General features: G+C 75.1%; 11 protein-coding genes. 7 read left to right on the top strand and 4 right to left on the bottom strand.

Going from position 1 to position 13,616, the window contains the following annotated elements; translation table 11 throughout:
• Positions 1-9 precede the first annotated feature (9 nt).
• Complete coding sequence (locus ACIPUC_RS33335) at positions 10-1,416, top strand: cation:proton antiporter (RefSeq protein WP_446594124.1); 1,407 nt, start codon at positions 10-12, stop codon at positions 1,414-1,416.
• Between the two features lie 8 nt (positions 1,417-1,424).
• Here the strand turns inward: ACIPUC_RS33335 and ACIPUC_RS33330 are convergent, their stop codons facing one another.
• Positions 1,425-2,180, bottom strand: coding sequence for a 2OG-Fe dioxygenase family protein (locus ACIPUC_RS33330; RefSeq protein WP_446594123.1), 756 nt, complete (start codon positions 2,178-2,180; stop codon positions 1,425-1,427).
• 16 nt (positions 2,181-2,196) lie between these two features.
• Complete coding sequence (locus ACIPUC_RS33325; RefSeq protein ID WP_446594122.1) at positions 2,197-2,634, bottom strand: hypothetical protein; 438 nt, start codon at positions 2,632-2,634, stop codon at positions 2,197-2,199.
• 162 nt (positions 2,635-2,796) lie between these two features.
• On the opposite strand from ACIPUC_RS33325, the gene ACIPUC_RS33320 reads away from it, so the two are divergent.
• The 4 genes from ACIPUC_RS33320 to ACIPUC_RS33305 all read left to right on the top strand — a co-directional run bounded on the left by ACIPUC_RS33320 (position 2,797) and on the right by ACIPUC_RS33305 (position 8,479).
• A complete protein-coding gene (locus ACIPUC_RS33320; protein WP_446594121.1) occupies positions 2,797-4,623 on the top strand; it encodes a prolyl oligopeptidase family serine peptidase in 1,827 nt (608 codons plus the stop codon).
• Positions 4,620-4,808, top strand: a complete 189-nt coding sequence (locus tag ACIPUC_RS33315; RefSeq protein ID WP_446594120.1) for a hypothetical protein — start codon at positions 4,620-4,622, stop codon at positions 4,806-4,808. The genes ACIPUC_RS33320 and ACIPUC_RS33315 overlap by 4 nt, the downstream gene beginning before the upstream one ends.
• Complete coding sequence (rsgA, locus tag ACIPUC_RS33310) at positions 4,808-5,908, top strand: ribosome small subunit-dependent GTPase A (RefSeq protein WP_446594119.1); 1,101 nt, start codon at positions 4,808-4,810, stop codon at positions 5,906-5,908. The genes ACIPUC_RS33315 and rsgA overlap by 1 nt, the downstream gene beginning before the upstream one ends.
• Positions 5,909-6,100: 192 nt before the next feature.
• Positions 6,101-8,479 (top strand): AAA family ATPase, encoded by a 2,379-nt coding sequence (locus ACIPUC_RS33305; RefSeq protein WP_446594118.1) that lies wholly within the window; start codon positions 6,101-6,103, stop codon positions 8,477-8,479.
• A gap of 9 nt (positions 8,480-8,488) precedes the next feature.
• On the opposite strand, the gene ACIPUC_RS33300 is transcribed toward ACIPUC_RS33305, so the two are convergent.
• Both ACIPUC_RS33300 and ccrA read right to left on the bottom strand, forming a co-directional pair.
• Positions 8,489-10,243: a 3-hydroxyacyl-CoA dehydrogenase family protein gene (locus tag ACIPUC_RS33300; RefSeq protein WP_446594117.1), complete on the bottom strand. Its 1,755-nt coding sequence runs from the start codon at positions 10,241-10,243 to the stop codon at positions 8,489-8,491.
• The gene (gene ccrA / locus ACIPUC_RS33295; protein ID WP_446594116.1) at positions 10,240-11,631 is read right to left on the bottom strand and encodes a crotonyl-CoA carboxylase/reductase; all 1,392 of its coding nucleotides are present in this window, start codon (positions 11,629-11,631) and stop codon (positions 10,240-10,242) included. Before ccrA ends, ACIPUC_RS33300 begins: the two co-directional genes overlap by 4 nt.
• A gap of 184 nt (positions 11,632-11,815) precedes the next feature.
• Here ccrA and ACIPUC_RS33290 point away from each other — a divergent pair, with 184 nt between their 5' ends.
• Positions 11,816-12,583 (top strand): thioesterase II family protein, encoded by a 768-nt coding sequence (locus tag ACIPUC_RS33290; protein WP_446594115.1) that lies wholly within the window; start codon positions 11,816-11,818, stop codon positions 12,581-12,583.
• Entirely contained in the window at positions 12,580-13,602 is a 1,023-nt protein-coding gene (locus tag ACIPUC_RS33285; RefSeq protein ID WP_446594114.1) for a 3-oxoacyl-ACP synthase III family protein, read from the top strand. Before ACIPUC_RS33290 ends, ACIPUC_RS33285 begins: the two co-directional genes overlap by 4 nt.
• Positions 13,603-13,616 lie beyond the last annotated feature (14 nt).

Here is a 13,616-nt window from a genome sequence, read left to right as displayed (position 1 = left end):
CGCCTGGCAATGCCCAGCAACAACGAACTGACCATGCTGTTCTTCGTGCAGCTCGGCACTGTGCTCGTCATGTGCAGGCTGGTCGGGCTGCTGTTCCGCAAGCTCGGCCAGCCGCAGGTCGTCGCCGACATGGTGGCCGGCTTCCTGCTCGGCCCCACCCTGCTCGGCTACGTGTTCCCGGCCCTGTTCCAGGACCTCTTCCCCAAGGTGCTGGCCGTGCCCGGCACGGAGGCGGGCGTCCAGCACCCGGCCCTGAGCACGCTCTTCGTCGTCGGCCAGCTCGGCCTGGTGCTGTACATGTTCCTGGTCGGACTGTCCTTCGACCACTCGATCCTGGCCGGACACCTCAAGCAGTCGGCCCTCGCCTCGGCCGCGGGCATCCTCGCCCCGGTGCTGATCGGCGGCTTCCTCGGCTGGCAGCTGGCCGGCAGCGACACCTTCTTCCCCGAGGGCGTCGCCGCCTGGCAGGGCGCCATGTTCGTCGGCGCCGCCTGCTCCATCACCGCCTTCCCGCTGCTCGCGCGGATCATCTACGAGCGCGGGCTGACCCGGACCAAGGTCGGCACGATCGCCCTGGCCTCCGCCGCCGTCGACGACGCCGCCGCCTGGATCCTGCTCGCCGTCGTCATCGCGGGCACCACCGGCGACCCGCTGCTCGCGGCCCTCGCCCTGGGCGGCAGCCTCGTGTACGTCGCCGTCGTGATGTACGCCAAGAAGCGCCTGGCCCGCCGCGCGGAGCGGCTGGAGGAGCCGGGCACGCTGAACCGGTCCGGCGCCCTCGGGGCCGTCGTGATCCTGCTCCTGGTCTGCGCCACCTTCACCGAATGGGTCGGCGTCCACGCCGTCTTCGGCGCGTTCGTCCTCGGCGCCTGCATGCCCCGCGGCGCCTTCGCCGACGACCTGCGCGCCCGCCTGGAGCCGATCACCGTCCACGTGCTGCTGCCGGTCTTCTTCGTCTACGCAGGCCTGAACACCCACCTCGACGCCCTGCTGGACCCGGTCGTCCTGGGCACCTTCTGCCTCGTCCTCGTGGTGGCCTTCGCCGTCAAGGGCGGCGCGTGCACCCTGGCCGCGCGCTCCGCCGGCACCTCCTGGCGCGACGCGGCCTCGCTCGGCACGCTGATGAACGCCCGCGGCCTGACGGAGCTGATCCTCCTCAACATCGGCCGGGACAAGGGCCTGATCACCACCGAGCTCTACACGGTCATGGCCCTGATGACGATCGTGACCACCCTGGCCGCGACCCCGCTCTACGAGTGGATCCAGCGCCGCTGGCCCTCCCCCGACAACCTCTTGCGAGACCTCCCCCCGAACCTGACCCCCGCCCCGACCACCGCGACGGCGCCCCGGCCGGCCGCCCGGGCCGAGGCATCCGCCGAGAAGCAGCCCGAGGTTCCCGCCGGGATCGCGGTCTAGCGAGCAGGTCAGCCGATCCGGCGATAGCTGGTCAGGAGCATGTCGCGGTAGCCGTACGGGCGGCCCGACGCCGGGTCCAGGCGGACCGGTTCGGTGCCGTGCAGGATCCGGCGGTCGTCCGCGTACAGGGAGTCCAGCGGTGCGGCCAGCAGCGGGCGGGCCAGGGGGCGCTGCGAGGGGTCGCAGATGATGCTGCGGCCGCCGGTCACCCCCGCCCGGCCGATCAGGTGCAGGGAGATGTAGTCGAAGCCGTCCCGGTGCACGCCCTCGGGGGAGGGCAGGCCCTGCTCCCTGGCACTGGCCCGGATGCGCACCAGGTGCACGTCCACCTCCCAGTCCAGGGTCCGCCCGGGCTCCGCCCCGTCGAGCTCCGAGAACACGCCGACGCCGTGCAGCAGCAGCCGGTGCAGGAACGGGTTGACCCGTACCGCCCCGGTGACGGGCGCGAACAGGCGCGGCGAGCCGCCCGCGAACGGGTTCACCTCGGCGCTCTGGTGGTAGGGGCCCGGCGGGTGCGCGCGCAGCACCCCCTGCGAGGCCGCCCGGTGGGTGTAGCGGACGTGCCGGCGGAAGCGGTACGCCCCGCCGTCGGCCAGGTACTCGTCCGGCCGGAGGTCCTCGTAGGCCCGGCTCAGCTGCCGGAACTCCTGCGCCCCGGGACCGGTGTCGAAGCCGGTTCCCGGGGCGAACACCCAGCCCTGCTTCCGGATCCCCTCCCCGATGTCCGTGCGGGTCAGCGGGCCGGGAAGAACTGCGGAGGGCATGTGAGGTCTCCTTGCGTCAGCTCCGGCCCACGAGGTCCAGCATGCGAAGGAGAGCCTCCCGGGCCGGCTTGAGGCCGCTCTCCTCGTCCCACTCGTTCTCCCGGTCCTCCGGGACGTGGCGGGTGTCCGTGAATTCGCCGCCCCGGTCGGGGCGCAGCACCGGGAACCGGCCGTCGCGGACGGTCTTTGAAAACGTGTCCCCGTCGCATGGAGAGAAATCCGGATCGACCCGGAGTCGTCCGTCGTCCGGTTTCTCGATGGTTTTCAGCTCGCCGTCGAGAAAGGTCGCGAAGGAGGAGTTGTTCTCGGCCCGTTCGATACCGGAGACCCCGGTTGGCGAGTACGGGATCCGGCTGCCGGTACACACGATTACGCGGCGGGCCCGGCGGGCGGTGCCGGCCGCGTCCGTGGCCGTGAACAGGCTCTCGCCTCGGGAAAGTCGCCCCCGGTCCACCGACCGACCCCCTTCGCTCGGTTCTCAAGCCGCGCCCGAAGAAATGGAAGAGGAATGCACAAAGCGCAGGGACGGCGCCATGGGAATTTCACCCGGCCACCCTGTGGCTCGAATTGGATATTCGCTCTTCCTAGGCCTGTTCGTCTTCTGCATAATGGCCTGGTGACTGTATATACCGCTGCGCTCGAGCCGGAGTCGAGACCGGTGGACCGGTGCACCGCGCCCGCCGTCGAACTCCCCTTCTGGGGCCGACTGCGGCCCGAGGTCTGCGCGCTGCGGGGCAACGCCACCGGCACCGCGCAGTTCTACCTCTGGGACCGGGCCGGCGGCGGGATCCGCCAGCTCACGGACGCCCCGCACGGCGTCGAACTCGGCCTGCTCGACCCGGCCGGACGCTGGCTGTGGTGGTACCACGACGAGGACGGCACCGAGCACGGCACCTGGATGCGGGCCCCGCTGCGCGGCGGCCCCGCGGTCCCCGCCCTGCCCGGCGTCCCGCCCGGCACGCCCGAGGGCCTGGCCGTCGGCGCCTCGGGCCTGGCCGTCGCCGGAGTCACCGCGGCCGACGGCCGTACGGACATCCACCTGCTCCGGGCCGGCGCGGACCGGGCCGAACCGCTGTACGGCGCGGACACCCCGCTCTACCTCGGCGGCCTCAGCGACGACGAGGCGTACGTGCTGGTGCTGCACGCCGAGTACGGCGATCCGCTGCGGCCCTCGCTGCGCGTGCTGGACACCGACGGTGCGCTGGTGGGGGAGTTGAGCGACTGGCCGCACAGCGGGCTGCACGTCGTTCCGTACGGCTCCCCGTTCCTGCCCGGCGGCCGGCTGGTGCTGGCCACGCACACCCGGGGCGGCCGCCCCGCCCCGCTGCTGTGGGACCCCGTCACCGGTGAGGTGCGGGAGATCGACACCGGCCTGCCCGGCGACGTACGCGCCGGGTTCGTGCCCGACGGCACCGCGCTGCTGCTCCACCACCGCACGCACGGGCGCAGCGAGCTCTACCGCTACCGGCTCGCCGACGGGCACCTGGAGCAGCTGCCCGTGCCGCGCGGCACCGTGCACACCGCGGTGGCCCGGCCCGACGGCGACTGCTGGTACACCTTCTCCTCGGCGACCACCCCGCCCGTCCTGCGCGACCTCGCCGGCAAGGACCTGCTGTCCGTGCCCGGCCCGGTCGTACCGGCCGCCCCGGTCACCGAAGTCCCCGTGCCGCACGGGGAGCTGACGGTCCCGGTGTTCCTCAGCGTGCCGGCCGCCGGCCGGGCCCCGTACCCGACGGTCTTCCTGCTGCACGGCGGCCCGCACACCGCCGACGGGGACGAGTACAACGGCCCCGCCGCCGCCTGGAACGACGCCGGCTACGCGGTGGCCCGCGTCAACTACCGGGGCTCGGCCGAGAACGGCACCGCCTGGCAGTTCGGCCACCGCGAGGCCGTCGGGCTCACCGAACTCTCCGACGTGGCCGCCGTCCGCGCCCACCTGGTCGCATCCGGCGTGGCCGACCCCGACCGCTGCGTGCTCGCGGGGAGTTCCTGGGGCGGCTACCTGACCCTGCTCGGCCTCGGCACCCAGCCCGGCCTGTGGGCCTGCGGGCTCGCGGAGGGCGCCGTCGGCGACTACCCGGCCGCCTACCGCGAGCAGTTGCACAGCCTGCGCTGGGTGGACCGGGCCATGTTCGGCGGCAGCCCCGACGAGGTGCCCGAGCGCTATGCCGCCGCCTCCCCGCACACGTACGCCGACGCGGTCCGCGCACCCCTGCTCGTCCTGGCCGGGGACCGCGACGCGCGCTGCCCGGTCGGCCAGATCGAGTCATACGTACGGGCGCTGGCCGCCCGCGGCGCGGACGTCGACCTCCGGCTGCGCTCCACCGGCCACGCCAGTGCCCGCGCCGAGGTCGGCGCGGACGCCATGTCAGCCCAGATCGCCTTCGTGCGGAGCCGCATCGGCGACTCCGCACCGACCCGGAAGCAGGAGCAGAACGCATGACCGAGCAGACCCCCTCGAACGCAGCCGGCACCACGACCGGCACCACGACCGGCACCACAGCCGCCGCCCCGGCCGCCGCCCCCGCGCCGCGCCGCCGCCTCACCGTCCAGCGCGGCGGCTGCGGCTGCGAGGGCAAGCCCTCCCCGACCAAGCAGCCGAAGCCCCAGCCCACGGAGAACAGCTGATGACGTCGGAACCCGACTCCGCCGCACTCGCCCCGCTCGGCTGGCACGAGGCCCTCGCCGAGGCCTGGCCCGGACACCTGGCCGCACTCGGCGGCGCCGCCCCCGGCGAAACCCGCTTCCCCGCCCGCGTCGGCCAGGTCGACCGGGGCGCCGCCACCATCCTGACGCCCGGCGGCGAACTGCGCGCCCAGCTCGGCCCCCGGCTGTTCCAGCACGGCGAACCGCCGCTGGGCGGGGCCCAGCTGGCCACCGGCGACTGGGTCGTGGTCGGCGGCCCCGCCCCCCACCTGATCCTCGACGTCCTGCCGCGCCGCTCGGCCTTCGTCCGCGGCACCGCGAACCGCAGGACCGAGTCCCAGATCGTCGCCACCAACGTCGACACCGTCTTCGTGGTCGCCGCCCTCACCGGCGAGCAGCGGCTGCGCCGCATCGAGCGCTACCTGGCCGTCGCCTGGCAGAGCGGAGCCCAGCCCGTCGTGGTGCTGAGCAAGGCCGATCTGCACCCCGATCCGGCCGCCGCGGCCGAGGAGGTGGAGCGCATCGCGCTCGGCTCCCCCGTCCACACCGTCTCCTCCCGTACCGGCGAGGGCCTCGACGCCCTGGACCAGTACGTCGAACAGGGCCGTACCGTCGCCCTCGTGGGCCTGTCCGGCGTGGGCAAGTCCACGCTGACCAACCGGCTGCGCGGCGAGGAGGTGCTGTCCACCCAGGAGGTCCGCTCGGACTTCAAGGGCCGGCACACCACCACGCACCGCGAGCTGGTCCCGCTGCCCGGCGGCGGCCTGCTCATCGACACCCCCGGCATGCGGGCACTGGCCGTGTGGGACGCCGAGGAGGGCATCGACAAGGCCTTCGCGGACGTCGAGTCCCTCACCGGCGACTGCCAGTTCCGCGACTGCGGCCACCAGGACGAGCCGGGCTGCGCCGTCCGGACCGCCGTCGTCACCGGCTCCCTGGACGCGGACCGGCTCGGCAACTGGGAGAAGCTGCGCCGCGAACAGCGCATGCTGGAACTGCGCCAGGACGCCCGCGCCCGGTCCGAGGACAAGCAGCGCGTCCGCACCCGCGCCCGGGCCCTGAAGAAGCGCCCGCACCGCTGACCGCTGACCGCTGACCGCTGACCGCTGACCGCTGACCGCTGACCGCCGAGCGCTGACCGCCGGCGCTCCCGTCCGGTGTCCGGCTCCGCGGCTTCCCGGCCGGGGCTCGAGCGCGCCTCAGGTCGCCCACCAGCGGCTTTTCGCCCGGCCCCGGCACACTGCCGGGAGCGGCACCGCACGGGGGGAGAGCCGATGACACCAAGGCCGCAGGAACTGGTGCGGCGGGACCGGGAACTCGGCAGGCTCCGGGAGCTGTTCGCCGTGACCCGGCGCGGCGAGGGCCGGGCCGCCCTGGTCACCGGCAGCCCCGGCACCGGCAAGACCGCGCTGGTGCGGGCCTTCACCGCAGAGGCGGCGGACGCCGGGGCCCTCGTCCTGCACGCCTCCGCCTCCCCGGCGGAACAGGGCATCCCGCTCGGCGTCGCCGGACAGCTGCTGAGCGCCGTACCCGGATTCACCGGGCCCGATCCCGAACCGGCGGCCGCCCTGCCGGTGGTACGGGACGTCCTGACGGAGCTGGCCGCCACCGCCCCGGTCGTCGTCGCCGTCGACGACATCGAGTACACCGACGAACTCTCCGCGCGCTGCCTGCTGTACCTGTGCGGCCGGATCGGAGCCGCGCGCGTCATGCTGCTCGGCGCGGGCTCCGCCTACCAGCCGCCCCACCGGCCGGCCGCCGCGCTGCCGGTCGCCGAACTCGCCCGCCACCCCCGGTGCCTGGCCATCGCCCTCACCACCCTCGACGAGGACGGCGTCGCCGGGTTCCTGCGCGCCCCGGACGGCGGGGCCATGGACCCGGCCGAGGCCCGGCGGCTCGCCCCCGCCTGGCACCGGGCCACCGGCGGGAACCCGCGGCTGCTGCACGCCCTCGCCGAGGACCGGCTGAGTTGCGGACCGCTGCGCTCCGTCCGCCCGGTGGCCGCCGCCGCCTTCAAACGGGCCGTCACCGGCTGCCTGCGCCCCGACGGCACCCGGGACGCGGCACGGGCCCTCGCCGTACTGGGCCCCTCCGCCACCCTCACCACGCTCGCCCGGCTGCTCGGCGTCCACGAACGGGCCGTGGGGCCGCTGATGGACGTCCTCACCGACACCGGGCTGCTGGACTCCGGACGGCTGCGCCACGAGGCGGTGCGGGCCGCCGTACTGGAGGAGCTCCCGCCCGGCGAGAGCGCCCGGCTGCACACGGAGGCCGTCGCCCTGCTGCGCGCCGACGGAGCCGGGGCCGAGACCGTGGCCCGGCACCTGGTCGACGCCGACGGGCCGGCTCCGGCGGCCGCGGAGCCGTGGGCCGTCGACGTTCTGGCCGAGGCGGCCGAGCAGGCCCTGCGGGCCGCCCGGCCCAAGGCGGCGGCGGGCTTCCTCGACGCCGCGCACCGCCGCTGCCCCGACCCGCAGCGCCGGGCTGCGCTGCTCGACGCGCTGGCCGGCGCCGAGTGGGAGAGCGACCCCGCCGCCGTGACCCGCCACCTCCCGGCCCTCGAACAGGCCTTGGACGCGGGGCGGTTCGCGGCGGACGGGGCCGCCGGCCCGCTCGGGCTGCTGCTGTGGCACGGCCGCCCGGGCGCCGCGGCCCGCGCGCTCGACACCCTCGAGGCCCTCGACGCGCCCGGCGGGGGAGAGCGGGCACGGCGGCTGCGCGCCGGGGCGGCGTACGTCTACCCGGAACTGGGCCCGGCGGACGGGCCGCGGCACGGCCGGGCGGACGGCGCGGCGGACGGCGCGGTGGACGATCCGGCGGACGGCCCGCCCGACGGCCGGGAGTTCGGGCCGGCGTTCGGGCCGGCCGGCGATGCCGACCACACGGCCGCCGTGGAACGGGCCGCTGCGGCGCTCGTATCGCGCCAGCACCCGGCCCCCGGGGTGACGGCGGCCCTGTGCGCCCTGCTGTACGTGGGGGAGAGCGACCGGGCCGAGCACTGGCACGCCCTGCTGCGCGAGACGCGGACCACGCCGGGAGCCCTGGACACCCCCGCCCGCCGGGCGGTGGCCGCGGCCGCCGCCGCCCTGGTGCACGGCCGCCTGGGCCGGCACGCGGAGGCGGCCGCCGAAGCGGAGCGGGCACTGGGCCTGCTGGCGCCCGGGGCCTGGGGGATCGCCGTCGGGATGCCGCTGGCCGCGGCCGTGCTGGCCGCGACCGGGCTCGGCGACCACGAGGAGGCGGCCCGGCTGCTGCGCGTGCCCGTTCCGGAGGCGATGTTCCGCACCCGTGTCGCCCCGCACTACCTGCTCGCCCGCGGCCGGTTCCGGCTCGCCGCGCAGCAGCCGGTGGCCGCCCTCGGCGATCTGCACGCCTGCCGGGACCTGATGGCCCGCTGGGGCATCGAGCCGTGCGAGGCCCTCGACTGGAGCCCCCCGGCGGCCGGCCACCAGGACCCCGTGGCACGGCTGAGCCGGGCGGAGCGGCGGGTGGCGGTCCTGGCCGCCCAGGGCTGCACCAACCAGGTCATCGCCGCCCGCCTGTTCGTGACCGCGAGCACGGTCGAGCAGCACCTGACGAAGGTCTACCGCAAACTGGGCGTGCGCTCCCGCACCGACCTCGCCGAGCTGGTCGGCCCGGGCCGCGCTGCCTGAGCCGCGCGGTCAGCCGCGGCGCTCGCCCGTGCGGAAGCCCCGCTGGTTCTTGCGGCCGAGGGCGCCCGCCGCGACCAGTTCGGCCAGGGGCTGTGAGGGGACCAGTTCCGGCAGGCCGAAGCTGTCGAAGAGCCGTTCCTGGATGGCGAGGGAGACGTCGAGGCCGATCGTGTCCAGCAGGGCGAACGGCCCCATCGGGTAGCCGTACCCCTGCTCGACGGCCGCGTCCGTCGCCGCGATGTCCGTGCCGGCCCGCTCGAGCAGGTCCAGCGCGTCGCCGAGGTACGGGAACAGCAGCCGGTTGACGATGAACCCGGTCCGGTCCGGGCACTCCACGGCCGTCTTGCCCAGGTCGCGGCAGAGCGTCCGGGCGGTCGCCAGCGCGTCCTCGTGGGACTCGGCGGTGTGCGCCAGCTCCACCAGCCGCATGACCGGGGCCGGGTTGAAGAAGTGCAGGCCGATCACGTCGGCCGGGCGGCCCGACGCCTCGGCGCAGGCGGCGACGGACAGGCTCGAGGTGGTGGTGGCCAGGACGGTGCCCGGTGCGCAGACCTCCCCGAGGCGGCCGAACAGGACCAGCTTCGCGTCGAGGTCCTCGACGACGGCCTCCACGACCAGATCGCAGCCGCCGAGCGCCGCCAGGTCGGTGGACGTCTCCAGCCGGGCCAGCGCCGACTCCCGCTCCGCGGGGGAGATCCGGCCCCTGCGCACCCGGCGGGTCAGCGAGTCCCCGACCGCCGCCAGGGCCCGCTCGGCCTGCTCCGCGCCGCGCGCCACGAGCACGGTGTGCCGGCCGCCGGCCGCCATGACCTCGGCGATGCCGCGGGCCATGGCGCCCGAGCCGACCACGCCGACGCGGGTGACCGGCCGGGCCCGTCCCGCGCCCGGGCCGCCGGCCGCAGGCGCCACCACGGCGCCCAGTTCGTCGTACGCGGCGAAGCCCTCGCCGCTCTTGCGGCCCAGACGGCCGGCCGTGACCATCCGGCTGAGGAGCGGCGACGGCTCGAACGCGCAGTCCCCGGTGCGCCGCCAGCGGGCGAGGAGCGCCGCGTGGGCCGAGTCGATGCCCATGAGGTCGAGCGTCTCCAGCGGGCCCAGCGGAAGACCGCAGCCCAGCCGCATCGCGGTGTCGATGTCCCGGGCGCTCGCGTAGCCCTCGTCGCACAGGATCGCGGCGCGGTTGAGGTAGGCCAGCACCAGGTCGTCGGCGTCGGCGGCCGACGGGGCGGCGACGGCGACCGGCCGCAGGCCCAGCTCCTCCACCAGGGCGTCGAGCGCCGCCGCGGTGGCGGCCGAGGCCAGCGGGGAATGGACGGGCAGGACGGGCCCGCCGGCGGCGGGCGGCGTGAAGAACCGCAGGCCCGCGACCGATCCGGGGCTGCCCGAGCCGATGGCCAGCCGGGGCACGGACAGCGTCGTGGTGGTGGTCAGTACGGGCACGCCGGGCGCGCACCGGGCGACGAGGTCGCCCAGCACGGCCTTCTTGACGGCCTCGTCCTCGGTGACGGCCTCGATCACCAGCTCCGCCCGGGACAGGGCGGATGGGTCCGTGGTCAGGGTCACGGCGGGCCGGCCGGCCCCGTCGGCCCCCTCACCGCGCGCGGCGTCGGCGGCCTTGAGCCGCCGGGCGGTGCGGTCCAGCGCGTCCAGGGCGGTGTCGACACCGATGACCTCGTGCCCGGCCTCGTGGGCCAGGCGCAGCAAGGCCTCGCCGAGGGTGCCCAGTCCGACGATCCCGGTGATCGGGGTGTGCTCGGTGGTCACTGTCCGGCCTCCTCGGGCCCGGTACCGATGCCGGTCCCGGTGTCGGTGCCGAGGTCGGTCCGGAACCGGTTGATGGCGTCGAGGTGCGTGGCGCGCAGCTCGTGGTTCCGTACGCCCAGGCCCTCCCGCGGGGCCAGCGCGAGGACGCCGACCTTGCCGTGGTGGAGGTTCTGGTGGACCTCGTACGCGGCCTGGCCGGTGTCCTCCAGGGAGTGGACCTTCGACAGGGTGGGGTGGATCTTGCCCTTGGCGATCAGCCGGTTGGCCTCCCACGCCTCGCGGTAGTTCGCGAAGTGCGAGCCGACGATCCGCTTGAGCGACATCCACAGGTAGCGGTTGTCGAACTCGTGCCGGTAGCCGGAGGTCGAGGCGCAGGTGACGATCGTGCCGCCCTTGCGGGCCACGTACACGGAGGCGCCGAAGGTCTCGCGGCCCGGGTGCTCGAAGACGATGTCCACGTCCTCGCCGCCGGTCAGCTCGCGGATGCGCTTGCCGAAGCGCTTCCACTCCCTCGGGTCCTGGGTGTCCTCGTCCTTCCAGAACCTGTAGCCCTCGGCGTTGCGGTCGATGATCGCGGTCGCGCCCATCCGCCGGCAGATCTCGGCCTTCTGCGGACTGGACACCACGCACACGGGGTTGGCGCCGCCGGCCAGGGCCAGCTGGGTGGCGTACGAGCCGAGTCCGCCGCTGGCGCCCCAGATCAGGACGTTGTCGCCCTGCTTCATGCCGGCGCCGTTGCGGGAGACCAGCTGGCGGTAGGCGGTGGAGTTGACCAGGCCGGGGGAGGCGGCCTCCTCCCACGTCAGGTGCTCGGGCTTGGGCATCAGCTGGTTGGACTTCACCAGTGCCAGCTCCGCCAGGCCGCCGAAGTTGGTCTCGAAGCCCCAGATGCGCTGCTCGGGGTCGAGCATCGTGTCGTTGTGGCCCTCGGCGGACTCCAGCTCCACGGACAGGCAGTGGGCCACCACCCGGTCGCCGGGCTGCCAGCGGTTCACGCCGGGGCCGGTGCGCAGCACCACGCCGCACAGGTCGGAGCCCAGCACGTGGTACGGGAGGTCGTGGCGCCTGGTCAGTTCGCTGAGCCGGCCGTAGCGCTCCAGGAACCCGAAGGTCGCCAGCGGCTCGAAGATCGACGACCACACGGTGTTGTAGTTGACGGCGCTCGCCATGACGGCGATCAGCGCCTCGCCGGGGCCCGGTTCGGGGGTCGGCACGTCCTGGAGGTGCAGGGACTTGCGGGGGTCCTTGTCCGCCGTCGCCATGCCTTCGAACATGCCGGTGTCTTCCTTGCGGACCACATTGCCGCGGTAGCTCTCCGGCAGCCGGAGGTGCTGGAAGTCACCCGGGGCCGCGTCCTCGGAGAGCAGAGCACTGATGATCTCGTCCACGTGATGTCCCTTGAAGTCGAGGAGCGCCTCAGCCAAACGTAGGAACGCGCCCCCCTGCCCCGGCACCCCAGACGTTCCCCTAGGCCCGGGCGGCGCCGCGGCCAGGGGGGTTCCAGGGGATCCGGACCCGGCGGGGGCACCCGCAGGCTGGGTTTCGAGCTCTGTCCGGGAATGAGGAGATCCGATGACGCGAACGACCGACGGAAGTCCCTGGTTCAGGAACTACCGGCCCGCCCCGCAGGCGCCCGTCCGGCTGTTCGCCCTGCCGCACGCGGGCGGGTCCGCAAGCTACTTCCACCCCCTGGCCTCCGTGCTCTCGCCCGCCGTGGACGTGTACGGCGTCCAGTACCCGGGCCGCCAGGACCGCCGCTCCGAACCGGGCGAGACCTCGCTGGAGCGGCTCGCCGACCGGATCACCGCCGAGCTGCTGCCGCTCGACGACGGCCGCCCGTACGCCCTGTTCGGGCACAGCATGGGGGCGATGCTGGCCTTCGAGGTGGCCCGCAGGACCGAGGCGGCCGGGCAGGGCCCCGCCCACCTGTTCGTCTCCGGCCGCCCGGCCCCCTGCCAGGACAGCTACGAGGCCTGGTTCCCCCGCACCGACGAGGAGGTCGTCCGGGAACTGCGCGCCTTGAACGCCACGGACGACGGACTGCTCGACGACCCGGAGGTGCGGCGCATGCTGCTGCCGCCGCTGCGCACCGACTACCGGGCGGTGCGCGAGTACCGCTTCGCGCCCGGGCCGCCGCTGCGCACCGCGATCACCGCGCTGACCGGCGACGCCGACCCCATGGCCGAGGTCGGCAAGGTCGACGCGTGGCGCGCCCACACCGGCTCCGCGTTCGGGCTGTGGGTGCTGCCAGGCGGCCACTTCTACCTCAGCGACCGCCTCGAGGAGGTCGCGGCCGCCGTCACCGACGCGCTGCTGCTGCCCTCGGCGGTGGCCGCGTGAGCGTCCACTCGCCCGGCCTGGGATCCATCGGCATCCTCGGCACCGGCTCGTACCTGCCCGAGCGGATCGTGCCCAACGAGACGATCGCCGCCCGGGTCGGCGTGACCCCCGCGTGGATCGAGCGCAAGACCGGGATCAGGGAACGCCGGTACGCGGCCCCGCACGAGGCCGCCTCCGACCTGGCCGCCGCGGCCGCCCTGCGGGCACTGGAGGACGCCGGCACCGACCCCGGGGACCTCGCCTGGATCGTGGTCGCCACCTCGACGCCCGACCACACCCAGCCGGCCACCGCCGCCCTCGTGCAGCACCGGCTCGGCGCCCGCCAGGCGGCCGCCTTCGACGTGAACGCCGTCTGCAGCGGCTTCGCCGCGGCCCTGCACACCGGCGCCCGGCTCCTCGCCGCCCCCGAGGCCGACGGCCGGCGCCGCCCGGTGCTCGTGGTCGGAACCGACGTGTACTCCCGCATCGTCGACCCCGCCGACCGCAGGACGGCCCCCCTGTTCGGCGACGGCGCGGGCGCCGTCGTCCTCGGCCCGGTGCGCGAGGGGTACGGGCTGCTCGGCACCGGCCTGCGCACCGACGGCAGCCTGCACGGGCTGATCGGCGTCGGCGCCGGCGGCAGCCGCAAGCCGGCCGCCCTGAAGACGGTGGCCCGCGGCGAGCACTACTTCGCGATGCGGGGGCGCGACGTACGGGACTTCGTCGTACGGGAACTGCCCGGTGCGGTCGAGGAGATCCTGCGCACCTTCGGCGTCGGGCCCGGGGAAGTGGCCCACTTCGTCCCGCACCAGGCCAACGGCGAGATGCTCCGCTCCCTGACGGGCCCGCTCGGCCTGACCCGGGCCACGGTCCACCTGCCCGTGGAGTTCCACGGCAACACCGGCGCCGCCTCCATCCCGCTGGCCCTGGACCACGCCGTGCGCGGGCCCGGCGGACCGGCCGACGGCGACCTCGTACTGCTCGCAGGCTTCGGCGGCGGCATGAGCGTGGGCACCGCGCTGCTGCGCTGGGGCGGCTGATTCCCGGCGCCTCG

Source organism: Streptomyces sp. LARHCF249, from assembly GCF_052871255.1.
Note: the sequence above shows the minus strand (reverse complement) of the source record. Positions and strands in the feature narration are given on the sequence as shown.

What these genes read in the sequence shown, in the direction of transcription:
- ACIPUC_RS33335 (WP_446594124.1), top strand. Translation starts at nt 10, where the DNA reads ATGCCCAGCAACAACGAACTGACCATGCTGTTCTTCGTGCAGCTCGGC.
- ACIPUC_RS33330 (WP_446594123.1), bottom strand. Translation starts at nt 2,180, where the DNA reads ATGCCCTCCGCAGTTCTTCCCGGCCCGCTGACCCGCACGGACATCGGG.
- ACIPUC_RS33315 (WP_446594120.1), top strand. Translation starts at nt 4,620, where the DNA reads ATGACCGAGCAGACCCCCTCGAACGCAGCCGGCACCACGACCGGCACC.
- rsgA (WP_446594119.1), top strand. Translation starts at nt 4,808, where the DNA reads ATGACGTCGGAACCCGACTCCGCCGCACTCGCCCCGCTCGGCTGGCAC.
- ACIPUC_RS33305 (WP_446594118.1), top strand. Translation starts at nt 6,101, where the DNA reads ATGACACCAAGGCCGCAGGAACTGGTGCGGCGGGACCGGGAACTCGGC.
- ACIPUC_RS33290 (WP_446594115.1), top strand. Translation starts at nt 11,816, where the DNA reads ATGACGCGAACGACCGACGGAAGTCCCTGGTTCAGGAACTACCGGCCC.